This is a genomic window from Phenylobacterium montanum (assembly GCF_018135625.1).
GTDB lineage: Bacteria > Pseudomonadota > Alphaproteobacteria > Caulobacterales > Caulobacteraceae > Poindextera > Poindextera montana.
The window spans coordinates 3925073-3946258 of the sequence record NZ_CP073078.1 but is presented as its reverse complement, the minus strand read 5'-3'; the positions used below and the strand labels follow the sequence as shown (position 1 = coordinate 3946258).

Annotated in this window: 20 protein-coding genes; 14 read left to right on the top strand and 6 right to left on the bottom strand. The window is 70.7% G+C overall.

Annotated features, from left to right (window positions below; genetic code table 11):
• The first annotated feature begins 46 nt into the window (after positions 1–46).
• The gene (locus KCG34_RS17865; protein ID WP_211936976.1) at positions 47–268 is read left to right on the top strand and encodes a hypothetical protein; all 222 of its coding nucleotides are present in this window, start codon (positions 47–49) and stop codon (positions 266–268) included.
• Between the two features lie 38 nt (positions 269–306).
• On the opposite strand, the gene KCG34_RS17860 is transcribed toward KCG34_RS17865, so the two are convergent.
• Entirely contained in the window at positions 307–843 is a 537-nt protein-coding gene (locus KCG34_RS17860) for a phosphoribosyltransferase (RefSeq protein ID WP_211936975.1), read from the bottom strand.
• A complete protein-coding gene (locus KCG34_RS17855) occupies positions 836–1735 on the bottom strand; it encodes an MJ0042-type zinc finger domain-containing protein (protein ID WP_211936974.1) in 900 nt (299 codons plus the stop codon). The genes KCG34_RS17860 and KCG34_RS17855 overlap by 8 nt, the downstream gene beginning before the upstream one ends.
• 57 nt (positions 1736–1792) lie before the next feature.
• Here KCG34_RS17855 and KCG34_RS17850 point away from each other — a divergent pair, with 57 nt between their 5' ends.
• From KCG34_RS17850 to KCG34_RS17835, 4 genes are read left to right on the top strand one after another with little or no spacing between them, the layout of a single operon-like run.
• The gene (locus KCG34_RS17850) at positions 1793–2530 is read left to right on the top strand and encodes a cell division ATP-binding protein FtsE (RefSeq protein ID WP_211936973.1); all 738 of its coding nucleotides are present in this window, start codon (positions 1793–1795) and stop codon (positions 2528–2530) included.
• Entirely contained in the window at positions 2527–3423 is an 897-nt protein-coding gene (locus KCG34_RS17845; protein WP_211936972.1) for a cell division protein FtsX, read from the top strand. The genes KCG34_RS17850 and KCG34_RS17845 overlap by 4 nt, the downstream gene beginning before the upstream one ends.
• Positions 3420–4064, top strand: coding sequence for a YdcF family protein (locus KCG34_RS17840; RefSeq protein WP_211936971.1), 645 nt, complete (start codon positions 3420–3422; stop codon positions 4062–4064). Before KCG34_RS17845 ends, KCG34_RS17840 begins: the two co-directional genes overlap by 4 nt.
• On the top strand, positions 4061–4774 hold the full coding sequence (locus tag KCG34_RS17835) for a lysophospholipid acyltransferase family protein (protein ID WP_211936970.1): 714 nt from the start codon (positions 4061–4063) through the stop codon (positions 4772–4774). The genes KCG34_RS17840 and KCG34_RS17835 overlap by 4 nt, the downstream gene beginning before the upstream one ends.
• Here KCG34_RS17835 and KCG34_RS17830 read toward each other — a convergent pair.
• Positions 4771–5331, bottom strand: a complete 561-nt coding sequence (locus KCG34_RS17830; RefSeq protein ID WP_211936969.1) for a gamma-glutamylcyclotransferase — start codon at positions 5329–5331, stop codon at positions 4771–4773. The two genes, KCG34_RS17835 and KCG34_RS17830, sit on opposite strands and share 4 nt — an antisense overlap.
• A 41-nt stretch (positions 5332–5372) precedes the next feature.
• Between KCG34_RS17830 and KCG34_RS17825 the strand changes: the two genes are divergently transcribed.
• The 5 genes from KCG34_RS17825 (at position 5373) to KCG34_RS17805 (ending at position 11606) form a co-directional block, all read left to right on the top strand.
• Positions 5373–6338 carry a DUF2125 domain-containing protein gene (locus tag KCG34_RS17825; protein WP_211936968.1) on the top strand — a complete coding sequence of 322 codons (966 nt, stop codon included), beginning with the start codon at positions 5373–5375 and terminating at the stop codon, positions 6336–6338.
• 77 nt (positions 6339–6415) lie between these two features.
• Positions 6416–7213: a chorismate mutase gene (locus KCG34_RS17820; protein WP_211936967.1), complete on the top strand. Its 798-nt coding sequence runs from the start codon at positions 6416–6418 to the stop codon at positions 7211–7213.
• A gap of 35 nt (positions 7214–7248) precedes the next feature.
• Complete coding sequence (gene hisC, locus KCG34_RS17815) at positions 7249–8361, top strand: histidinol-phosphate transaminase (protein WP_211936966.1); 1113 nt, start codon at positions 7249–7251, stop codon at positions 8359–8361.
• Positions 8358–9290: a prephenate/arogenate dehydrogenase family protein gene (locus tag KCG34_RS17810; protein ID WP_211936965.1), complete on the top strand. Its 933-nt coding sequence runs from the start codon at positions 8358–8360 to the stop codon at positions 9288–9290. The genes hisC and KCG34_RS17810 overlap by 4 nt, the downstream gene beginning before the upstream one ends.
• Before the next feature lie 162 nt (positions 9291–9452).
• Positions 9453–11606, top strand: coding sequence for an ATP-binding protein (locus KCG34_RS17805; protein WP_249138066.1), 2154 nt, complete (start codon positions 9453–9455; stop codon positions 11604–11606).
• Here the strand turns inward: KCG34_RS17805 and KCG34_RS17800 are convergent.
• From KCG34_RS17800 to KCG34_RS17790, 3 genes are all read right to left on the bottom strand, one after another.
• Positions 11603–14401: an ATP-dependent DNA helicase gene (locus KCG34_RS17800; protein WP_211936964.1), complete on the bottom strand. Its 2799-nt coding sequence runs from the start codon at positions 14399–14401 to the stop codon at positions 11603–11605. The genes KCG34_RS17805 and KCG34_RS17800 overlap by 4 nt on opposite strands.
• A gap of 61 nt (positions 14402–14462) precedes the next feature.
• Complete coding sequence (locus KCG34_RS17795) at positions 14463–15119, bottom strand: lysophospholipid acyltransferase family protein (protein WP_211936963.1); 657 nt, start codon at positions 15117–15119, stop codon at positions 14463–14465.
• A 7-nt stretch (positions 15120–15126) separates the two neighbouring features.
• Positions 15127–16062: a phosphatidate cytidylyltransferase gene (locus tag KCG34_RS17790; RefSeq protein WP_249138355.1), complete on the bottom strand. Its 936-nt coding sequence runs from the start codon at positions 16060–16062 to the stop codon at positions 15127–15129.
• Positions 16063–16185: 123 nt separating this feature from the next.
• Between KCG34_RS17790 and KCG34_RS17785 the strand changes: the two genes are divergently transcribed.
• The 4 genes from KCG34_RS17785 to pdeM all read left to right on the top strand — a co-directional run bounded on the left by KCG34_RS17785 (position 16186) and on the right by pdeM (position 21162).
• The gene (locus tag KCG34_RS17785) at positions 16186–16857 is read left to right on the top strand and encodes a CDP-alcohol phosphatidyltransferase family protein (protein ID WP_211936961.1); all 672 of its coding nucleotides are present in this window, start codon (positions 16186–16188) and stop codon (positions 16855–16857) included.
• Position 16858: 1 nt separating this feature from the next.
• Positions 16859–17665 carry a lysophospholipid acyltransferase family protein gene (locus tag KCG34_RS17780; protein ID WP_211936960.1) on the top strand — a complete coding sequence of 269 codons (807 nt, stop codon included), beginning with the start codon at positions 16859–16861 and terminating at the stop codon, positions 17663–17665.
• A gap of 324 nt (positions 17666–17989) precedes the next feature.
• Positions 17990–20443 carry a ligase-associated DNA damage response DEXH box helicase gene (locus KCG34_RS17775; RefSeq protein WP_211936959.1) on the top strand — a complete coding sequence of 818 codons (2454 nt, stop codon included), beginning with the start codon at positions 17990–17992 and terminating at the stop codon, positions 20441–20443.
• On the top strand, positions 20440–21162 hold the full coding sequence (pdeM, locus tag KCG34_RS17770; protein ID WP_211936958.1) for a ligase-associated DNA damage response endonuclease PdeM: 723 nt from the start codon (positions 20440–20442) through the stop codon (positions 21160–21162). The genes KCG34_RS17775 and pdeM overlap by 4 nt, the downstream gene beginning before the upstream one ends.
• Positions 21163–21186: the final 24 nt, after the last annotated feature.

Here is a 21186-nt window from a genome sequence, read left to right as displayed (position 1 = left end):
GACAAAAGGTGGCAGAAATCGCGGCCTAGGGATCGGAAACGAACAAATGCCTCAAATTTGTCTGGCTATCGAAGACACGCGCTTTGACGCCCCTACCGTCGAGCTGGCGACCGTGCGTGACCGCACGGCGGCCCGCAAGGTCGCCCAAGAGCGCCTCCAGGCGTCGCCCTATCACCTGGCGGTCAAGGTCCGCGAGGGGGATGAACTGGTCTGCTGGCTGCGTCGCCTGCACACGGCGGCCAATGAAAGCCTGCCAGTCAGCGCCTGAGCCTTGCCGAAGGGCGCGAAGCGCCCCGTCGACCTCCTTCAATCCATCGCCCCAACGCCCGGCAGGCCGCGCATGCGGCCGGCGTCGTCCATGCCGTAGCCGACGAGGTAGCGGGCCGGCGCCTCCCAGGCGACGAAGTCGGGGTTGACCGCGCGTTCCGTGGGCCAGGGCTTGCGGGCGAAGACGGCGGTCAGAACCTCGGACGCGCCCGCGTCACGCAGCATGCGCACCGCCGCTTCCAGCGACAGACCGGTGTCCAGGACGTCGTCCAGGAGCAGCACCTGGCGGCCGGCGACCGGCCATTGCAAGGGCGCGCGCACCTCGATGCGGCCGCTGGTCTTGCGCGCGTCGGCATAGGATGAGAGCCAGAGGGCGTCGAACAGGGGATGCCGGCCCCGCCGCGCCAGGGCCCGCATCAGGTCGGCGGCGAACCACAGGCCGCCGATCAGGAGGCAGACGGCCACGGTGTCGTCATCGACGCGCGGGGCCAAGGCTTCGGCCAGGGTCTCGATACGGGCTGCGACCTCCCGTTCGGATATCAGTTCTACGGGAAAGGTCACTTCGGGATCAGCCATGGGCGGGGCCTGCCGGGGCGGCGCTTTGCGGCGGCAGGGCATAGGGGGAGGAAGACGGCAGCGGGGCGGCGTCCTTGACTGGGCCGCTCACCTCGGCGGCTGAACCGGCGTCGGCCGGCCCGGGCTGGGTCAGGCCGCGGAGGGACTGGCGGACCGGCGGCGGGGCGGCGACAGGCGCGGCGACATGCGGATAGCGGCCGTCGGTGATGAACTGCAGCTCGACATCGCTGGCGCTGACCGGCGGGTCCAAAAGGTCCACCGAGAAGCGCCGCGCCTCGCCTGGCGGGATCTTGGCCCCGCCGGGGTCGGCGATCTTGACCTGCACCTCCTTGCCCTGGGCGTTCAAAAGGGCGATGCGCAGGGGCAGGGTGGCGATCGGCTGGCCTCTGAGGTTGCGCAGCTGGCCGGAGATGACCAAGGCTGCATGGCCGTCGCGCAAGGCTGGCTGGGCGTGCTGGTTCTCGATCGCCAGACCCACCAGGTTCACCGGCAGGCCGACCAGGGCGTAGGCGCCGGCGGTCCGGGGCCAGGTGCGGGCGATGTCCTGGCGCAGCACGACGGCAAGGCCGACGACCAGGGTGACCGCCACCAGCAGGCTGGCCCAGACCACGCCGACGGCGGCCGCTTCGCGCACCTTCTCCCGGGTCTGGGCGCGCTCGCGGAAGGCGCGCGGCAGCGCCTCGCCGGGCAGGCTGGTCAGTTCGGGCTCTTCATCCCGCGACTCGACCGTCAGCGCTTCCTCATCATGGGCGGCATCCAGCTCCAGCGGCTCGTCGGGGCGAGCCGTCCACTTGGTTCCGCAGCTGGCGCAGCGCACGACGCGGCCTTCCGGGCCGACGCGATCGTCGGCCACGAAATAGCGGGTAGCGCACTCGGGACAGGTCAGTATCATGCGCTCGAATCGGATGCTTTAGCGCCCTCTCACCCGAGGTCGCCGATTTCGGCCAGCATGTCCAGAACCGGCGACATCCCAGACCCGATCAGCGACAATGAAACCGCCCCGTTCGAGGCGCCGCCGCCGATTGTGCGCTTCTCCGGGGTGGGGCTGCGCTATGGCCGCTCCAGCGAGACGCTCAGCGACCTGAATTTCGACCTGGCGCCGGGCTCGTTCCATTTCCTGGCCGGGCCGTCGGGTGCGGGCAAGACCACGCTGCTCCGGCTGATGCAGCTGGACCTGAAGCCCACCCGTGGCCTGATCGGCCTGTTCGGCGAGGATGTGGCGCGGATGCCGCGCAGCCAGTTGCAGCACCTGCGGCGACGGATCGGGGTGGTGCTGCACGACCGGCGGCTGCTGGCGCATCTGGACGCCTTCGAGAACGTCGCCCTGCCGTTGCGCCTCGCCGGCCGCAAGCCGGCCGACTACACGCCGGACGTCGAGGAGCTGCTGGCCTGGGTGGGGCTGACCCACCGCACACGCTCCCTGCCGGAGGCCATGTCCAGCGGCGAGCAGCAGCGGCTGGCCATCGCCCGGGCCGTGGTCGGGAGGCCGGAGCTGCTGCTGGCCGACGAGCCGACCGGGGACGTGGACCAGGAAATGGCCGTGCGCATCCTGCGCCTGTTCGTCGAGCTGAACCGGCTGGGCGCGACGGTGGTGGTCGCCAGCCATGACGAGGACCTGATCGCCGGCTCGGGCAAGCCGGTGATGCGCATCCACGACGGCCAGCTGACCATCGAGGGCGGACCATGAGCCGCAAGCCGAAAAAGCGGGTTTCGCGCAAGCCGGCGCCGCTGTTGCCGCCGCGCGACGCGCGCGATGCGGTGCTGCTGTTCGTGGTCACGGTGCTGTGCCTTCTGGCCTGCGTCTCGGTGCTGGCGGCGCTCAGCGCCGACCGGGCGGCCAAGGGCTGGAGCGGCCAGCTGACCGGCTCGGCGACGGTGGTGGTGCGGCCCAAGGGCGACGAGACCGCCGACGCCGCAGCGGCCCGGGCCGCGGAAGCCCTGGCCGGGGTCAAGGGCGTGGTCGAAGCCCAGGCCCTGGAGCCGGCCAAGGCCAAGGCGCTCCTGAAGCCCTGGCTGGGCGACGAGAGCCTGATGGAGGACCTGCCGATCCCGCGCCTGGTCAGCGTCGACCTCGATCCCAAGGCGCCTGCGACGGCTGATGCGATGAACAAGGCCCTGACCGCGGCGGGGATCGACGCCAGCGTCGACGACCATAGCGCCTGGCTGAAGGACGTGATCCGGGCGGGGGCCCTGGCGCGGCTGGCGGCCGGCGCTGTGGCTGTCCTGCTGACCTTGACCGCCATGGCGGTGATCGTGTTCGCCACCTTTGCGGGCCTGGCCACCCGGGCCGACCTGGTCAGCGTGCTGCACCTGGCCGGGGCCGAAGACCGCTTCATCGCCGCCCTGTTCCAGGGGCGCTTCGCCGGGCTCGCCTTCGAGGCGGGCTTGATCGGCGCGGCCCTGGCGGCGATGATCGGGCTGGTGGCGCGCGGCCTGGGCGGGGGCGAGGGCCTGACGCCGGTCCTGCCGCTGGCCTGGACAGACCTCATCATGCTCCTGCCCTGCCCGCTGGTCGCCGCCCTGGTCGCGGCGGTGGCGGCGCGCGTGACCGCCATCGGGCTGTTGAAGGGAATGGCATGAGAAGCGCAGCGGTGATCCTGCTGCTGGTGTTGATGTGGACGGTAGGGCTGGCGACCTTCGCCCAGCGCGTCGACCGCTCGACCCCGCCCAACGACCCGCCTAGGGCCGACGGCGTCGTCGCCTTGACCGGCGCCTCGGACGCGCGCATCGCCGAGGCCATGCGCCTGCTGGAAGACGGCAAGGCCCAGCGCATGTTGATTTCGGGGGTCAATCCCTCGGCCAGCCGCGCCGATATCCGCGGCGTCGCCCGCGCCACCCGCCGATATTATGACTGCTGCGTCGACTTGGGGTTTCAGGCCACCAACACAGTCGGCAACGCCCGCGAGACCGCCCGCTGGGCCCGCCAGCACCGCTTCGCCTCGCTGATCGTGGTCACCTCGGACTTCCACATGCCTCGCGCCATGCTGGAGTTGAAAGGCGCCCTGCCCGAGGCGCGGCTGACCCCCTATCCGGTGCGCACCACCGAGCTCGACGCCCACCACTGGTGGCGCAGCGAGACCGGCGCGCGGCGGATGATCGTCGAATACGACAAATACCTCGCCATCCTGTTCCGCGAGGGACTGATCAGCCTGGGCGGCAAGGCGCGCCCGGCGCCCGACCAGCCCCACGCGGCCGCCGCCACCGTCGGAGCCCCGGCTTGATCCTGATCCGTTCGCTGCTGTTCACCCTCGTCTTCTATCTCTGGTCGGTGATCATGTGCCTGCTGCTGGTGCCGACCCTGGTCGGGCCGCGCCACTGGCTGACCTTCGGTTTCAAGGTCTGGAGCACGACGACCATCGCCCTGCTGCGGGTGATCTGCGGCGTGCGGGTCGAAATCCGGGGACGTCAGCATCTGCCGCATGGCGCAGCCCTGATCGCCGCCAAGCATCAGTGCATGCTCGACACCGTGGTCCCCTTCACCCTGATGGACGACGCCTGCCTGGTGCTGAAGAAGGAGCTGACCCGCATCCCCTTCTACGGCTGGTACTGCCTGAGGGGCAAAATGATCGTGGTCGACCGCGAGGCCCAGGCCGCCGCCCTGAGGAAGCTGGTCACCGACAGCCGCGCGCGCATGGCCGAGCAGCGCCAGCTGATGATCTTCCCCGAAGGCCACCGCATGGAGCCCGGGGCGGCCCCCGACTACAAGCCCGGCGTGGCGGCGCTCTATCGAGACCTGGACATGCCCTGCGTGCCGATGGCGACCAATTCCGGCGTCCACTGGCCGGCGCACGGGATCATCCGTCGCCCGGGCGTGGTGGTGTTCGAGTTCCTGGAGCCGATCCCGGCGGGCCTGAAGCGCGGCGCCTTCATGGCCGAGCTGCAGAATCGGGTGGAGGCGGCGTCGAACGCGCTGCTGGAGGCGGGGATCTAGGCCGCCTCGGCCTCCAGCGCCTCGACCCGGGCCAGCAGCCGCTCCATCACCCGGTCGCCGATGCCTTCCTCGTGAAGGTGCTGCACGAGGTCGCGCAGATAATCGACATTGCGGCCCGAAAGGCCGCTGGCGCCGGCGATCATGCGGGCCTGGACCTCCAGGTCCAGCACCCCGGCCCATTGCGGATGGTCGAGATCGGACAGGAACACCAGGGCGTGGACCAACGAATTGTCCTGCAGGCGCACCGGGACCCAGGCCTCGAAATAGGTCTCGGTCGGCTGCTCGCGCTCGCGCAGATAGGCGTAGGTCTCAGGCCAGGCCGGCTCGTGGACGCGATAGACCACCCCGCGGGTCGAACCGCCGGGGGCCAGGCCCAGGACCAGCCCCTTGCGCTCATAGGTGCCGCGGTGGTGGACGGAATAGATGCAGAAGGCGCGACGTCGCCCATGGAGAATGGCCGGGCGGCGCTCTATGAAGTCGAAACCCGGACGCCACATCAGCGAGCCGTAGCCAAACACCCAGCGATCGCCTTGTGCGTCGCCACCGCCCGCAACCATAGCTGTCCTCGAATTTCCGCGTCCGCCAGACCATGCCCGACTTGACGAGCCCTCGTAAACCGCCGAGCCGCTTCTGGCTCTACGCGCCCTATGGCCTGGCGCTGGTGCTGGCCCTGGGCTGGAGCCTCGCCTGGGTGGCGATCCGCCAGGTCGCGGTCGACCGGCTGGACCAGACGGCGGCGCGGCTGAAGGCCGAGGGCTGGACGGTGGCGTGGAGCAGCCGCTCCGTGGGCGGCTATCCCTTCCGCCTGCTGGTCGAGCTGGATCAGCCCCGGATCGCCGAGCCCTCCGGCTGGAGCCTCGCCGCGCCGCAGATCCGCGCCGAGGCCTACGCCTTCGATCCAGGCCGCTGGGTGATGCTGGCGCCCCAGGGCCTGACACTGACGCGCCCCCTGGGCGGGCCGATCCGCATCGACGGCCAGGCGATCAAGGCCGGCTTCACCCATCTGTCCGGCCAGGCGGTTCCGCAGCTGGCGCTGGAGGGCCAGGCCCTGACGCTCGAGCCCCAGGCGGGCGGGCAGCCCCTGCCAATCAGCCGGGCGGACCGGCTGGCCTTGTATGTGCGGCCCCTGCCGGGCGACCGCGCCGAGTTCCAGCTGCAGCTGAAGGGCGCGGCGCCGATCCCCGGCGCGCTGCTGGCGCGGATCAGCGACGCCAAGCCGGTGGACCTCATCTGGGACGAAACCCTCAGCCACGTCTCCCAGCTCGGCGGGCGGGATTGGCCGTCGGCGGTCCGGCGCTGGAGCCAGGCTGGCGGGACGGTCAGCCTGGAGCACGGCCAGATCGACGCCGGCGAGGCCCGGGTCGGCGCCTGGTCCGGCCAAACCTCGGTGGATCAGGATGGCCATCTGGCCGGGGCGGTGACGCTGGACTTCAGCCGCGCCGGCGGCGCCTCGCAGCGGCTGGCCGGCGGCCTGATCAGCCTTGCTCGCGCCGACCTGACCCTCGAGGGCGGCAAGATCCGCCTGGGCCCCTTCGTGATCGGCAAGGCGCCGCGGGTCTATTGACTGCGCCCCGGCGCGGCCATCCGCCTATTGCGCCCGGCGGCGCAATCACTATGGTCCGCCCGCTTTGAACGACGGGGATGGGCTTGAGCGAAGCCGCGCCGACATTGGAGGAAATCCGCCAGCGGATCGATCAGCTCGACGCCGAGCTGCTGCGCCTGGTGGATGAGCGCGCGGGCCTGGCCAAGCTGGTGGCCGCGGCCAAGCGCGCGGCCGGCGACGGCGGCAAGTTCGGCCTGAGACCCGCCCGCGAGGCGCAACTGCTGCGCCGCCTGCTGGAAACCCCGAGACAGGGCGCAAGCGCCGCGCTCACGGTGCGTCTTTGGCGTGAACTGATCTCGGACAGCCTGTCGCAACAGGGGCCGTTCCACCTGACCGTCTGGGGCGGGGCCGAGACGCCGCGCACGGTCGAGCTGGCCCGCCAGCGGTTTGGCGACGCCCCCCCGCTGCGTCTGGCGGCCAAGCCGGAGGACGCCCTGGCCGCCGCCAAAACCCCGGGCGGGGTCGCAATCTTGGCCCTGGACGGGGCCAGCGCCTGGTGGGGCCGCCTTCTGGCCGAGCCCAGCCTCACCGTCTTCGCCACCCTGCCCTGCCTCTCCGCCCGCGGCCCGACCTCGGCCCTGGCGGTGGCCGAGATCGCCGTCGAGCCCTCGGGCGACGATGACACCTTCTGGATCACCGATGCGCCCGGCTCACCGGCGTCTATCGAGGAGGCTCTGGGCCAGGACGGTGTGGCCGCCAGCCTGGAGATGCAGTATGGCGGGCTGAAGCTGTTCCGCCTCGCCGGCTTCTACCAGCGCGAGGACGAGCGGCTGGCGCGCGCGCCGGGCCGCCTCAGCGGGATCATCGGCGCCGCCGCCCGCCCGTTCGACCTCTGACCACCGCCCTTACGCTTCGGCCGCAAGGACCTGCCATGACCGACGCCTCCCTCGACCGCCCGCGCCCCAAGCCCGGCATCCTGGACATCAAGCCCTATGTCCCCGGCAAGTCGAAGGTCGAAGGCATCGAGCATCCAATCAAGCTGTCCTCGAACGAGAACATCCTGGGCTGCAGCCCGGCGGCCAAGGAAGCCTTCGAGGCGACCTCGGGCCGCACCTGGCTCTATCCCGATGGCCGGGCCAACGCCCTGCGGGCTGCGATCAGCCAGCGCTATGGCCTGGAACCCGAGCGGCTGATGTTTGGCTGCGGCACCGATGAGATCTTTGCGCTTCTGAACCAGGTGTTCCTGGAGCCGGGCGACAACATCATACAGGGCGAATACGGCTTCGGCGCCTACGCCATCGGCGCGCGGGCCAACATGGCCGAGGTCAAGTTCGCCAAGGAAAAGAATTACACGATCGACGTCGACGCCATGCTGGCCGAGGTCGACGACCGAACCCGGCTGGTGTTCATCGCCAACCCGGCCAACCCGACGGGCACCTGGATCACCGCCGAGGAGGTGCGCCGCCTGCACGAGGGTCTGCCGCCGCGGGTCCTCTTGGTGTTGGACGGGGCCTATGCCGAGTTCAACCGCGACCCGGCCTTCGCCGACGGCCTGGAGCTTGCGCGTTCGGCGGTCAATGTCGTGGTCACCCACACCTTCTCCAAGCTGCATGGACTTGCGGCGCTCAGGGTCGGCTGGGCTTACGCCACGCCCGAGGTGACCGATGCGGTGGACCGCATCCGCCTGCCGTTCAACACCTCGATCGCCGCGCAGGAGGCGGCCATCGCCGCCCTGGGCGACGAGGAATTCCAGGCCCGCTCCCTGGCCCTGGTCGACCATTGGCGGCCGTTCCTGACCCAGCAGCTGGGCGGGCTCGGCCTGGAGGTCGTGCCCTCGGCGGCCAATTTCGTGCTGGCGCGCTTCCCGACCACACCGGGCAAGACCGCGGCCGAGGCGGAGGCCTACCTGGCTTCAAAGGGCTATCTGACCCGCGGCGTCGGCGGCTATGGCCTGCCCGAGCACCTGCGCATCACCGTGGGCCTGGAAGAGCACAACCGCGCCGTGGTCGAACACCTGGCCGAGTTCATGGGGCGGCCGGCATGAGTTTCGAGCCCATCCCGCGGCTGGCGGTGATCGGCTGCGGCCTGATCGGCTCGTCGGTGGCCCGCGCGGCGCGCGCTTCCCATGCGGCCGAGACCATCGTCATCTTCGACGCCAACCCGGCCGTGCGCGAGCGGGTGCGCGAGCTCGGCATGGCCGACCTCACGCCCGACGATCCCATCGAGGCGGTCAGGGACGCCGACCTCGTGATCTTCGCCGCCCCACCGGCGGCGATCGGCGCGGCCTGCGAAGCCGCGGCCCCCGGCTTCAAGCCCGGCGCGATCATCTCGGACGTGGGCTCGGTCAAGGGCGCGATCGGCGACGCCATGGCCGCCGCCAGCCCGGCTGGCGTGTTCGTCATCCCCGGCCACCCGATCGCCGGCACCGAGCAGTCCGGCCCCGATGCGGGTTTCCCCGAGCTGTTCGAAGGGCGCTGGACCATCCTTTGCCCCCGGGCCTCGGATGACCCCGCCTATGACGTGGCGGTGGCGCGCCTGTCCGGCTTCTGGCGCGCCCTGGGCGCCCAGGTCGAGCTGATGGACGCCGCCCACCACGACCGGGTGCTGGCGGTGACCTCGCACCTGCCGCACCTGATCGCCTACAACATCGTCGGCACCGCCGCAGACCTGGAAGAGGTGGCCGAGGGCGAGGTGATGAAATACTCTGCCGGCGGCTTCCGCGACTTCACCCGCATCGCCGCCTCGGACCCGGTGATGTGGCGCGACGTGTTCCTCTTGAACAAGGACGCGGTGCTGGAGATCCTCGGCCGTTTCAACGAGGACCTGCAGGCCCTCTCGCGCGCCATACGCTGGGGCGAGGGCGACAAGCTGGAGGCTCTTTTCACCCGCACCCGGGCCATCCGCCGTGGCATCGTCGCCGCCGGCCAGGAAAGCGCCGAGCCGAACTTCGGCCGGAACCGAAAGGGCGTCTGATCTTCAACCTTCCGCTCGGTCAAGGGCGATAGGTCGCAGAGATTTCCTGCGCCGGTTGTGCCTCCAATAGGGGCGCATGGATCGGGATCAGGGCTTCATGACTTGGCAAGTCATAGTCTTGCATAAAAGTCGGGCGCGCACTTACGCGCCTGGATCTTTGCTATGACCGCGGTCAGAGCCCAAAATCCCGATCTCGCATACGTCGGCAAGTTCGAACGGGCCGATCTCTTAACCAAGATCGCCATGCGCATCGCAGCCGGCGAACCGACATCCGAAATCTTCAGCGCCATCATCGCCGGGGTCGAGGCCGCCCATCCCGGAGTGCTGTGCAGCATCCTGCTGCTGAGGGATGGCTGCCAGATCGCATCGGCGGCGGCGCCCAGCCTGCCGGCCTTTTACAGCCAGGCGATCGATGGGGTGCTGGTCGGGCCCAAGGCGGGCTCGTGCGGCACCGCCATGTATCGGGGCGAACGGGTGATCGTCGAGGACATCGCCAACGACCCGCTTTGGGCGGACTACAAGGACCTGGCCGCCCAGGCGGGCCTGGCCTCCTGCTGGTCGGAGCCGATCATCGGCGCTGACGGGCGGCCGCTGGGCGCCTTCGCCATGTACCAGCGTCGGCCCGCCCGGCCCGACGAGCGCGATATGGGCGCCATCGCCGCGGCGGCGCACTTGGCGGCCATCACCCTCGATCGCGACGCCGCGCGCGGGGCCCTGGCCGAAAGCGAGGCCCGCGCCCGCAAGGCCGCCGCCGCCGAGCGGGCGTCGATGGAAGAGGTGGAGATGTTTTTCGACGTCTCCACTGACCTTCTGTGCATATCCAACCTGGCGGGCGAGATTCAGAGAGTGAATCGCGCCTGGACCCGGATGCTGGGCCATGCGCCCGAAGCTGTGGTCGGACAGGACTTTCGCACCCTGCTCCATCCGGACGATATCGAGCCGACCCGCGAGCGCGTACGCGGCCTCGGGAGCACGGCGGACGAGATCACCATCACCAATCGCTACCGCTGCGCCGATGGCAGCTACCGGCCGATCGAATGGCGCGCCCGACTGTCGGGCGAGCGGCTGTTCGGCATCGGCCGTGACGTCACCGAGCGCGAGGCGGCCCAGGCGGCGATGAAGAGGGCGCAGGAGGCGGCCGAAGCCGCCAACCGCGCCAAGAGCGACTTTCTGGCCAATATGAGTCACGAGGTGCGCACACCCCTGAACGGGGTGATCGGCATATTGGGCGCCCTGGCCCATACCGAGCTGACGCCGCAGCAGCGTGAGATGGTCGACCTGATTCAGGCCTCGGGCGCCACGCTGGAGCGGCTGGTCTCGGACATCCTGGACATCTCCAAGATCGAGGCCGGGCGGCTGGAACTGGAGGCCAGCGACTTCGACCTGGAGGCGGCGCTGGACAGCGTGCTGGAAGTCGCCCGCATCCGCTGCGACGACAAGGGCGTGGCTTTCCGCGTCGAGCGCGGGCCGACCGCGCGCGGCCGCTTCATCGGCGATGCGGTCCGGATCAAGCAGATCCTGGACAACCTCCTCTCCAACGCGGTCAAGTTCACCCGTGCGGGCGAGATCAGCGTGACGGTCGGGGTCGTCGAACCTGCGGAGATGACCGGGTCCGCCGAGTTGATGCTGTCGGTGAGCGATACCGGCATCGGATTCGACCCGGCCATGGCCGAAAGCCTGTTCGACCGCTTCAGCCAGGCCGATGGGGCGATCACCCGCCGTTTCGGCGGCACGGGCCTGGGGCTCTCCATCTGCAAGGCCCTGACCGAGATGATGGACGGGCGCATCGAGGCGCAGTCGGTCCCGGGCGAGGGCAGCCGCTTCAGCTTCCGCGCGCCCCTGCCGCGCGCCATGCCGCTGCAGGACTACGACCAGGCCCAGGCCGTGGCGGCGGGCGAGGCCGCGCCCGGCCAGGCCTCGGTGCGCGACACCGGTCCCTTGCGGGTGCTGCTGGCCGAGGACAATCCGACCAACCAGAAGGTGGTGTCGCTGATCCTGGGGCCTGTCGGGGCCGAGGTGACCGTGGCCGAGAACGGGGCCGAGGCGCTGGAGGCCTTCCGCACCGGCGCCTTCGACCTCGTCCTGATGGACCTGCAGATGCCGGTGATGGACGGCCTGGCCGCCACCCGCGCCATCCGCGCGCTGGAGGCCGCCGAGCCGGGCCGCCCCCGCACGCCCATCGCCGTCCTCAGCGCCAACGCCATGGCCCATCACCGCGACGAGGCGCTGGAGGCCGGCGCCGATCTGCACATCGCCAAGCCGGTGACGCCGCGCGGTCTGATCGAAGGAGTCGAGCGGGCGCTGGCGGCGGGCTAACCGCCCTTGCCGAGGAATTCGGCCGTAGCCTCGATGGCCTCGACCAGGCTGACCCGCTCCAGTTTCACGCCTTCCGGCAGCCCCGAGAACAGGCGGGTAGGGGCAGCGGGGTCCAGCATGACGAACACGCCCTTGTCGTCGGCCCGGCGGATCAGGCGGCCGAAGGCCTGGGCGATGCGGGCGCGGGCCAGGGCGTCGTCATAGGCCTTGCCGCCGAAGCGGCCGCGGCGGGCCTTGTGCAAGAGGTCCGGCCGGGGCCAGGGCACCCGGTCGAATACCAGCAGCCGCAGTGATCGGCCCGGCACATCGACCCCGTCGCGGACCGCGTCGGTGCCCAGCAGGCAGGCGTCCTGCTCCACCCGGAAGATGTCCACCAGCGCGCCCACCTCCAGCGGATCGACGTGCTGGGCGTAGAGGGCCAGGCCCGAGCCGGCCAGCGGCCCGGCGATCCGGTCATAGACCGCGCGCAGCCGGCGGATGGCGGTGAACAGGCCCAGCGCCCCGCCGCCGGCGGCCAGGAACAGCTCGCGCATGGCCGCCGCCACCTGGCGCGGGTCGTCGCGGCCGACGTCGGTGACGACGAACGCGCGGGACTGGGCGGCGTAGTCGAAGGGCGAGGCCAGGCGCAGGGTCTTGGGCCGGTCGGGGAAGCGCGCGGCGCCGGTGCGCATCTCGGCCAGGGCGAAGGGGTCGTCCAGGGTGGAATCGGCCAGGGTAGCGCTGGTCACCAGGACGCCGTGGGCCGGCGCCAGCACGGCGGCCTGTAGCGGCTCGGTGGGGTCGACCCAGTGGCGGCGGCAGGCGGCGTCGATCACCCGGCCATAGAGATAGCTGGCCTCGAACCAGTCGACGAAGTCGGGATCGTCCTCGGCGTCCTCGGCTATGGCCTGCAGCATGGAGCGCCAGGCCGGCAGGGTCATGCGCGCGCGCCGGTCGAGGCCGCGCAGGGCGCCCTCGATCCTGGCGCGGTCGCCCATGGCCAGTTCGTCCGTCTCCTCGTCCAGCAGATCCTCCAGCCGGCGGGCGAGGGCGATCAGCGGCGCCTCGATCGCGGCCAGAGCCTTGGCCGCGCCCGCGGCGGTCTCACGAACCAGATCGAGGGCCGGCCGCGCGGCGCATTCCTGGCCGATCTCGGAGGGGGAAGCGCGGGCGCGCAGCTGCTCCAGGGCCGCGGTCAGGAAGGCCTCGATCGGGCCGATCGGGTTGGCCTCGCCAGTGGGCGGGGTGATGCGCCCGCTCCAGCCCTCGCCCGGCAGGGACGAGGCCGCGCGGATCACATCGTGCAGGGCGTGGCGCGCATCTTCCCGGTCGCCCACGAGGTCGCCCAGCCGCGTCTCCAACCCGCGCCCGCGCCGGCCGCGCCCCTCCGGCCCGCGGATCCAGCGGCGCAGCTCGGCGGCCTCAGCGCCAGACAGGGCCGCTGAGAACGCAGCGTCGGCGGCGTCGAACAGGTGGTGCCCCTCGTCGAACACGATGCGCTTGGGGGCGGTGGTCTCGACATCGGTCTTCAGGCCCCGCGCGGCCCGGGCGCCGTCGAAGGCGGCCTGGCTCAGCACTAGGGCGTGGTTGGCGATCACCAGGTCCGCGCGCCGCGAGCCGCGCACCGCCTTTTCGACAAAACAGGCCCGATAGTGTGGGCAGGCGGCGTGCACGCACTCGCCGCGCCGGTCCACCAGGTTGGCGGGGCTGGCCTGGGCCGTCGGGCCGACCGCGAACAGGCCGGGCAGCCAGGCGGGGAAGTCGCCGCCCGTCATGTCGCCGTCGCGGCTGGCTCGCGCCCAGCGGGCGGCGAGCGCCGTCCCCACCAGGTCGCCATTGCCCAGCATGGCGGCGTTGACCTGGTCCTGCAGGTTCAGAAGGCAGAGGTAGTTCTCGCGCCCCTTGCGCACCACCGCCTTCTTCGCGCGCACCTCGGGGTCGGGATAAAGGCTGTGGCTCTCGCGCTCGATCTGTCGCTGCAGGGCGCGGGTGAAGGTCGAGATCCAGACCGAGGGGCCGTTCGTCTCCGCCCACAGGGAAGCCGGCGCCAGATAGGCCAGGGTCTTGCCGACCCCGGTGCCGGCCTCGGCCAGCATCAGATTGGGCTCGCCCTCGCGGTCGCGGGGGCGGAACACCTCGGCCGCCTCGGCGGCGAATTCGGCCTGGGCCGGGCGCGCCTCGTCGAGGCCGGCGCGAGCCAGAAGCTCGGCCAGGCGCTCACGGGCGGCCTCGGGCTCGATCGGTTTCGAGCCCGGCTCGCCCACCGGGCCTTGGTCCTCCCATTCGGGAATGCGGGTCCAGGCGTCTAGGCCGCTCGAGCGGCGCACGTCGCGCACGGCCTGGCTGCGCAGGGCGGTGATCACCGCCGCGCCCCAGGCCCAGCCGGCCCGGGCCAGGGTCTCGGCCGTCGCAAGGGCCTCTTCGCGGTTGGGCCAGGGGCTGGCGGCCAGCTCGTCCAGCAGGCCGCGGCAGGCTTCGCTGAGGGCGACCGCCTGGTCCGCCGCCCCGCGCGGCTCGGCCATGCCGAGCGCCAGGGCGAGGCCGGCGGCGGACGGGGCGCAGAACCGCGCCGGTCGGACAAAGGCGAACAACTCCAGGGCGTCGAAGATGTTGGGCGAGCGAGCCGGCGCCTGCAGGTCCAGACGCTTGGCGGTCAGGCCGGCATGGACCACAACCACCGGCGCCGAGGTGGCCAACCGCCGCGCCTCGTCGGCGGTCAGCGGCTTGGCGCCTGCTGCGTCGCAAACCGCGGCGCGCGGCCCTGGCAGCACCACCAGGGCTGGGGCGAGATCGAGGGCGGGCGAGACGGCGTTCACACGGCAGTCCTAGCCTGAGTTCGGCCGAAACGAAACCGGAACATTGTCGCCAATAGACCAGTCAGACGTCTTTCGCGTCGGCCCATCTCAGCGGCGGCGCCTCGGCCTTCAGCGCCTCGAGCGCCGCCTTCAGTTCGGCCATGAAGGCGGTGCGATCGCCGCCCCAGCGGATCGGGTCGCCCACGAGGGCGCAGCAGGTCAGCGGCACGGGCACGTGCTCGCCCTTGGCCAGGACGCGGCCCGCGCCCTGGATCCAGACCGGGATCACCGGTGTCTCGGGCGCGGCGGCGACAAGGCGCGCGACGCCGCTCTTCAGAGGCGCCAGATCCTCGCCCGCCGCGCCCCGGGTGCCTTCGGGAAAGATCAAAAGAATGTCGCCCCTCGCCAGGGCCTCGCGCGCGGGCGCCAGCACGTCGACGCCCTGGCCGGCCTTGCCGCGCTCGACCGGGACGATCCCGATGATGTTGCGCGAGAACCAGCCGACCACTGGGTCGGCCAGGAAATAGTCGGCCGCCGCCGCGGGCCGCACCCGCATCAGGGCCTGAGGCGAGAACAGGGCCAGCATCAGCAGGGTGTCGATGTGGCTGTTGTGGTTGGCGACCACGATCGCCGGCCCCTTGGTCGGCAGCTTCTCGCGCCGCACCACGTCGGCGCCGGTCAGGAACCGGGCCAGGGGCCGGGCGAGGAAGATCAGGAAGAGGAGGCGCAGCCAGGCCATGGACGGATCAATAGGTCTGCAGGGCGAAATAGGCGAGGAGATGGAAGTACAGCGGCGTGGTGAAGGTCAGGCTGTCGACCCGGTCCAATATGCCGCCATGGCCCGGGATCAGGTGCGAGGTGTCCTTGACCCCCAGGTCGCGCTTGATCGCCGAGAAGGTGACGTCGCCGGCGAACCCGGCCAAGGGCAGGCTGGCGGCGATGATCCAGAGGCCCGGCCCTTTCAGCGGCGTCAGCCAGGGCGCGGCCCAGAGGATCAGGCCCGCGGTCAGAATCCAGCCACCGATGAAGCCCTCCCAGGTCTTGTTGGGGCTGACCTTGGGCGTGATCTTGTGGCGGCCGAACAGCTTTCCGGTGACGTACTGGAAGACATCGTTGGCCTCGGTGGCGACCAGCAGCAGGAAGACCAGGCCCGTGGCCCCGGCCTGGGGCGCGTCCCAGCGCGGTACAAGCATCAGAAGAGCGATGTGGCCGAGATTGTAGACACAGGTCACCACCCCCCAGTGGAAAACTGCGGTCGAGGTCAGGTAACCCCGCGTCTGGCCGATGCAGGCCATCAGGAATGGCACGGCCAGGAACACATAGACCGGCACGAACACCACGTAGAACATGTAGGCGTTGATGAACACGAACAGGCACGAGATCGGGATGGTCAGATAGGCCAGGAAGATCACCAGCCGGTCCTCACGCCGCGCCGGGGCCAGGGACAGGAACTCGCGCAGGGCCATGAACGAGACCGCGGCGAACAGCAATGTCGTCGCCTGCCAGCCCAGCAAAAGGGCGCCGGTCAGGAGCAGGATCATCACCCACCACGAGCCCACCCGCTGGCGCAGGTTGGTGAAATCGCCGCCGGGCCTCAGCATCGGCAGGACCAGGGCCGCGAGCCCGCCCAGGATCAGGGCCGCATAGACCCCGCCGAATCCGACCAGCAGCGGGCGGGGCATGTTCACGAAAAGGTTTGCGGCTAGCTTGAGCATGGCGCTGTATGAGACAACCCAAGGGCGTTGGGCGGGGAGAATGACGGTTCCGAGTCGATTGGCCAAGCTTGCTGCGCAGGGGCGACCTGCGTGAGCCAGGGCCTCGACAATCGCCGGCCCCTGAAATCACGCGACACCGGCTGGGCGCGCGCGAGCGCGGCGGCCCTGGCTCGGACCGGCGTGCGGCCGGACATGGTTTCGGCCGGGGCGGTCGTATTCGCAGCAGCGGGGGCGGGCGCCTTTCTGGCCTCGGGGCTGACGTCCGGCGCACCGAGGGCCGCTTGCCTGCTCGCCGCTGCGGCCGCCATCCAGCTCAGGCTGGTCTGCAACCTCTTGGACGGCATGGTGGCGGTGGAGCACGGCCGCGGCGGACCCTCCGGGCCGATCTGGAACGAGCTGCCGGACCGAATCGCCGACGCTCTGTTCCTGGTCGGGGCCGGCTATGGCGCAGCCCTGGCGGGCGCGGCCTGGGCCGAACCGCTGGCCTGGCTCGCCGCCGCCCTCGCCATCCTGACCGCATACGTGCGCGAGCTCGGCCGCGGTCTCGGCCAGCCGGCCGACTTCTCCGGGCCGGGGGCCAAGCCCCAGCGCATGGCCATCCTCACCCTGGCCGCCCTGGCCACGATCGCCGAACCCCTGCTGAACCGGCCCGGGCAGATCCTGGGCGCAGGCCTCGGCCTGATCGCCCTGCTGGCGGCCGTGACCGTCGTTCGTCGCACCCTTCACCTGGCGGCCCGCCTGAAGGCCGCAGCCGGAGCCTGACATGCGCAGCCTGTTGTTCAACATCGCCTTCGGGGTGATCTCGGTCTTCTACACCCTGACCGCGGCGTTTGCGGCGCTGACGCCTGGTCGCGGCCTCGTGCGCCGGGTCATCTCGCTCTATGTGAAGCGGATGGTCTGGGCCATGCGGTTCTACGCCGGCATCGAGATCGAGGTCCGCGGGCGCGAGAACCTGCCGCAGGGCGCCTTCATCCTGGCCCCCAAGCACGCCTCCTACGGCGACGGTTTTTCCATCTACGCCCAGTTCGACGACCTGGCCTTCGTCACCGGCGACCACCTGGAGCGGTTCCCGCTGATGAAGGGGGTGCTGCAGAAGATCGGCGCCATCGTGGTCGACAACTGCGGCGGCCCCGAAGCCCGCGCGGCCCTGAGCCGCAAGGCCGCCGACGCGCACAAGGAAGGCCGCAAGATCCTGATCTATCCCGAAGGCCACCTGGCCCCGGTCGGCGTGCGGTTCCGCTACCGCACCGGCGTCTACTACATGGCCCGCGACTTCGACATGCCGGTGGTGCCGGTGGCCTCCTCCCTGGGCCTGTTCTGGACCCAGGAAAACTGGACCAAGCATCCCGGCAAGGCGGTGCTGGAGTTCCTCGAACCCCTGCCCATGGGCCTGGAAAAGGAAGAGTTCATGGCCCGCCTGGAAGCCGCCGTCGAAGACCGCACCGCCGAACTGGTCGCCGAGGCCACCGGCCGCCCTGTGACGCCCTCGGTGCTGGGCCTGCCGGACGTGGAGCGGAAACGGGCGGAAGCCGAAGCGGCCAAGGCGGCGTCTCTTTCGCGGGCGAACTAAGAGGCGGCGATTTTTGCCGCCAAAGACGGCCTCGACAGGAATGGAGCAGGCAAGTGTTTCCCGTACCAAGGTTGCTTGAGGTTGCCGGACTCATGGCGGTCGCGGCACTTCAGCTCTGGGCTTTTCACTACTCTGGGCGCCAGGGCTCTCTCCCGGGGCGGCGCGGCTGGATTGATCGCCGCAGCGCCCCTCGCGCCTTTGCGGTTGGGCGGACGGTGTGCCTCCTCGCGGCGATTGCGCTTCTTGTCCTTGCCGCCGCTGCGCTGTTTTCAAACTGAGTCGCCCCTCCCAAAACAAACCGGGAACATGCTATAGCCGTCAGCCATGGACGGCGCCGCGCCCCTGACGCTTCTGCCACCGCGTTTCGCCGACTGGTTCGACGGGCGGCGATGGCGGCCGCGGGCGCATCAGCTGGCCATGCTGCAGAAGGCGCAGGAGGGCCGCGACACCCTGCTGATCGCGCCTACCGGCGGCGGCAAGACCCTGGCCGGGTTCCTGCCTAGCCTGGTGGAGCTGAGCCAGCGGCCCAAGCCTAATACGCCGCCGGGCGTGCACACCCTCTACATTTCGCCGCTGAAGGCTCTGGCCACGGACGTCGAGCGCAACCTGCGCGCCCCGGCGGCCGAGATGAAGCTGCCGATCACCATCGAGGCGCGCACCGGCGACATGAGCGTGGCCAAGCGCCAGCGCCAGCGCCTCCACCCGCCGGACATGCTGCTGACCACCCCAGAGCAGCTGGCCCTGTTCTGCGCCTGGGAGGGCTCGCGGCGCTATTTCGAGGACCTGAGGTGCGTGGTGATCGACGAGATCCACGCCATCCATTCGTCGAAGCGCGGCGACCTGCTCTCCCTCGGCCTCGCCCGGCTGCAGAGCTTCGCGCCGCAGATGCGCCGGGTGGGCCTATCAGCCACGGTCAACGATCCCGACATGATCCGCCGCTGGCTGACCCCGGCGCCGGCCATGGCTGATCTTGTGATGGGCGAGCCCGGCGCGCCGGCGGTGATCGACGTGCTGCTGTCGGAAAACCGCGTGCCCTGGGCCGGCCACACCGCCCAGCACGCCATGGCCGAGGTCTATGACGTCATCCGCCGCTCGCAGACGGCCCTCGTCTTCGTCAACACCCGCTGGCAGGCCGAGTTCGCCTTCCAGGAGCTGTGGCGGCTGAACGACGACAACCTGCCGATCGCCCTGCACCACGGCTCCCTGTCGGCCGAGCAGCGGCGCAAGGTCGAGGCGGCCATGGCCCGGGGCGACCTGCGCGCGGTGGTCTGCACCTCGACCCTGGACCTCGGCATCGACTGGGGGGCGGTGGACATCGTCATCCAGCTGGCGGCGCCCAAGGGCTCCTCGCGCCTGGTGCAGCGGATCGGCCGCGCCAACCACCGGCTGGACGAGCCCTCGCGGGCCCTCCTGGTGCCCGCCAACCGCTTCGAGATGCTGGAATGCCAGGCCGCGCGCGAGGCGGTGGCCGAGAACGCCCTGGATGGCGACCCGATCCGCACCGGCGCGCCGGACGTGCTGGCCCAGCACATCATGGGCGTGGCCTGCGGCGAGGCTTTCAGCGCCGATGATCTGTTCACGGAGATAACCACCGCCGCACCCTTCGCTGACGTCACGCGGCCCATGTTCGACCGGGTGCTCGAGTTCGTCTCCACCGGCGGCTACGCCCTGAAGACCTACGATCACTTCCGCCGCATCGTTCAGGGGCGTGACGGGCTCTGGCGGGTGCGCAACGGCGAGACGGCCCTGCGCCACCGGCTGAACTGTGGGGCCATCGTCGGGGCGGCGATCCTGAACCTGCGCCTGATGGGCCGGCGCGGCGTGCCCGGCCGCAAGCTGGGCGAGCTTGAGGAATACTATGTCGAGGGCCTGACCAGCGGCGACACCTTCGTCTTCGGCGGCCAGATCTGGCGCTTCGAGGGCATTGTCGGCGCCGACGTGCTGGTCACCCGCTCCAATGATCCGGAGCCCCGGATCCCGAGCTTCGGCATGTCGAAGTTTCCGCTGTCGACCTATCTGGCCAAGCGCGTGCGCCGCATGATCCAGGACGAGGAAGCCTGGCGCGCCCTGCCGTTCGATGTCCAGGAATGGCTGCACGCCCAGAAGGACCATGCCGGCATTCCGCAGGCGGACGAACTGCTGGTCGAGACCTTTCCGCACGGCAAGCGGCATTTCATGATCGCCTATCCGTTCGACGGGCGGCTGGCCCACACCACCCTGGCCATGCTGCTCACCCGGCGGCTGGACCGGCTGGGGGTGGGGCCGCTGGGCTTTGTGGCCAACGACTATTCGGTCTGCATCTGGGCGCTGGAGCCGATGGACGGGCTCGACTTCGACGCCCTGTTGCAAGAGGACATGCTGGGCGACGACCTGGAAGCCTGGCTGGACGAGAGCTTCATGATGAAGCGCACTTTCCGCCAGTGCGCCCTGATCTCGGGCTTGATCGAACGGCGCTTTCCGGGGCACGAGAAGTCCGGCCGACAGGTGAATTTCTCATCGGATCTGATCTACGACGTGCTTCGCCGCCACCAGCCCGACCACCTGTTGCTCGAATGCGCCCGGACCGAGGCCGCCACCGGCCAGCTGGACATCGCGCGCCTGGGCGACCTGCTGAAACGGGTCAAGGGGCGGCTTCGGGTGCTGAACCTGCCCAAGCTGTCGCCCTTCGCCGTGCCGGCCCTGGTCGAGATCGGCCGCGAGAGCGTGCCCGGGCGAGCCGGCGACATGATCCTGGAGGCGGCCTCGCTGAACGCCCTGATCGCCGAGGCCCTGGCGTGAGCGCAGCTGTGCGGGTCAGCCAGTTCGCGTCTAGCCCCTGCGGCGGGGTCCGCGCCGGTGTGGCGGGGGTCGAGGCGCTGTTGCGCCCCTCCGGCGCCTTGTGGATCGAGGCGGAAGGGATGCTGGTCGCCGCCGACCTGCACCTGGAGAAGGGCTCGGCCTTCGCCGCCCGTGGCCAGCTTTTGCCGCCCTACGATACCGGCGAGACCCTCAGGCGCCTGGCGGCCGAGGCCGAAGCCCTGTCGGCGCGGGCGGTGGTGCTGCTGGGCGACACCCTGCATGACGGCGGCGCCGAAGCGCGCATGGCGGCCAAGGACGAGGCCAAGGTGGCGGCGATCGCGCGGGGCCGCATCCTGATCTGGGTGGTGGGCAATCACGACGCCGACGGGCCGCGGCGCCTGCCGGGCGAGGTGGCCGATGAACTGTCCGTCGGCTCCATGATCCTTCGCCACGAGCCCCTGGCGGGGCCGTCGTCCGGCGAGGCGGCCGGCCACCTGCATCCCAGCGCGCGCGTGTCGGCGCGCGGGCGCAGCGTGCGCAGGCGCTGTTTCGTCACCGACGGCCGCCGGGTGATCCTGCCGGCCTTCGGCGCCTATGCCGGCGGGCTCAACGTGCGTGATCAGGCGTTCGCAGGTCTGTTCGCCGGCGCGCCGGTGGTGGTGGCCCTGGGCTCTGGCCGCGCCCACGCCGTGCCGTGGACCGCGGTGAGCGGGGAATAGTTCGGGGGCGTGGTTCGAGACGGC

Coding starts and splice junctions, on each gene's coding strand:
- KCG34_RS17865 (WP_211936976.1), top strand. CDS start 47: ATGCCTCAAATTTGTCTGGCTATCGAAGACACGCGCTTTGACGCCCCT.
- KCG34_RS17860 (WP_211936975.1), bottom strand. CDS start 843: ATGGCTGATCCCGAAGTGACCTTTCCCGTAGAACTGATATCCGAACGG.
- KCG34_RS17855 (WP_211936974.1), bottom strand. CDS start 1,735: ATGATACTGACCTGTCCCGAGTGCGCTACCCGCTATTTCGTGGCCGAC.
- KCG34_RS17850 (WP_211936973.1), top strand. CDS start 1,793: ATGTCCAGAACCGGCGACATCCCAGACCCGATCAGCGACAATGAAACC.
- KCG34_RS17845 (WP_211936972.1), top strand. CDS start 2,527: ATGAGCCGCAAGCCGAAAAAGCGGGTTTCGCGCAAGCCGGCGCCGCTG.
- KCG34_RS17840 (WP_211936971.1), top strand. CDS start 3,420: ATGAGAAGCGCAGCGGTGATCCTGCTGCTGGTGTTGATGTGGACGGTA.
- KCG34_RS17830 (WP_211936969.1), bottom strand. CDS start 5,331: ATGGTTGCGGGCGGTGGCGACGCACAAGGCGATCGCTGGGTGTTTGGC.
- KCG34_RS17820 (WP_211936967.1), top strand. CDS start 6,416: ATGGGCTTGAGCGAAGCCGCGCCGACATTGGAGGAAATCCGCCAGCGG.
- hisC (WP_211936966.1), top strand. CDS start 7,249: ATGACCGACGCCTCCCTCGACCGCCCGCGCCCCAAGCCCGGCATCCTG.
- KCG34_RS17810 (WP_211936965.1), top strand. CDS start 8,358: ATGAGTTTCGAGCCCATCCCGCGGCTGGCGGTGATCGGCTGCGGCCTG.
- KCG34_RS17805 (WP_249138066.1), top strand. CDS start 9,453: ATGACCGCGGTCAGAGCCCAAAATCCCGATCTCGCATACGTCGGCAAG.
- KCG34_RS17795 (WP_211936963.1), bottom strand. CDS start 15,119: ATGGCCTGGCTGCGCCTCCTCTTCCTGATCTTCCTCGCCCGGCCCCTG.
- KCG34_RS17790 (WP_249138355.1), bottom strand. CDS start 16,062: ATGCCCCGCCCGCTGCTGGTCGGATTCGGCGGGGTCTATGCGGCCCTG.
- KCG34_RS17780 (WP_211936960.1), top strand. CDS start 16,859: ATGCGCAGCCTGTTGTTCAACATCGCCTTCGGGGTGATCTCGGTCTTC.
- KCG34_RS17775 (WP_211936959.1), top strand. CDS start 17,990: ATGGACGGCGCCGCGCCCCTGACGCTTCTGCCACCGCGTTTCGCCGAC.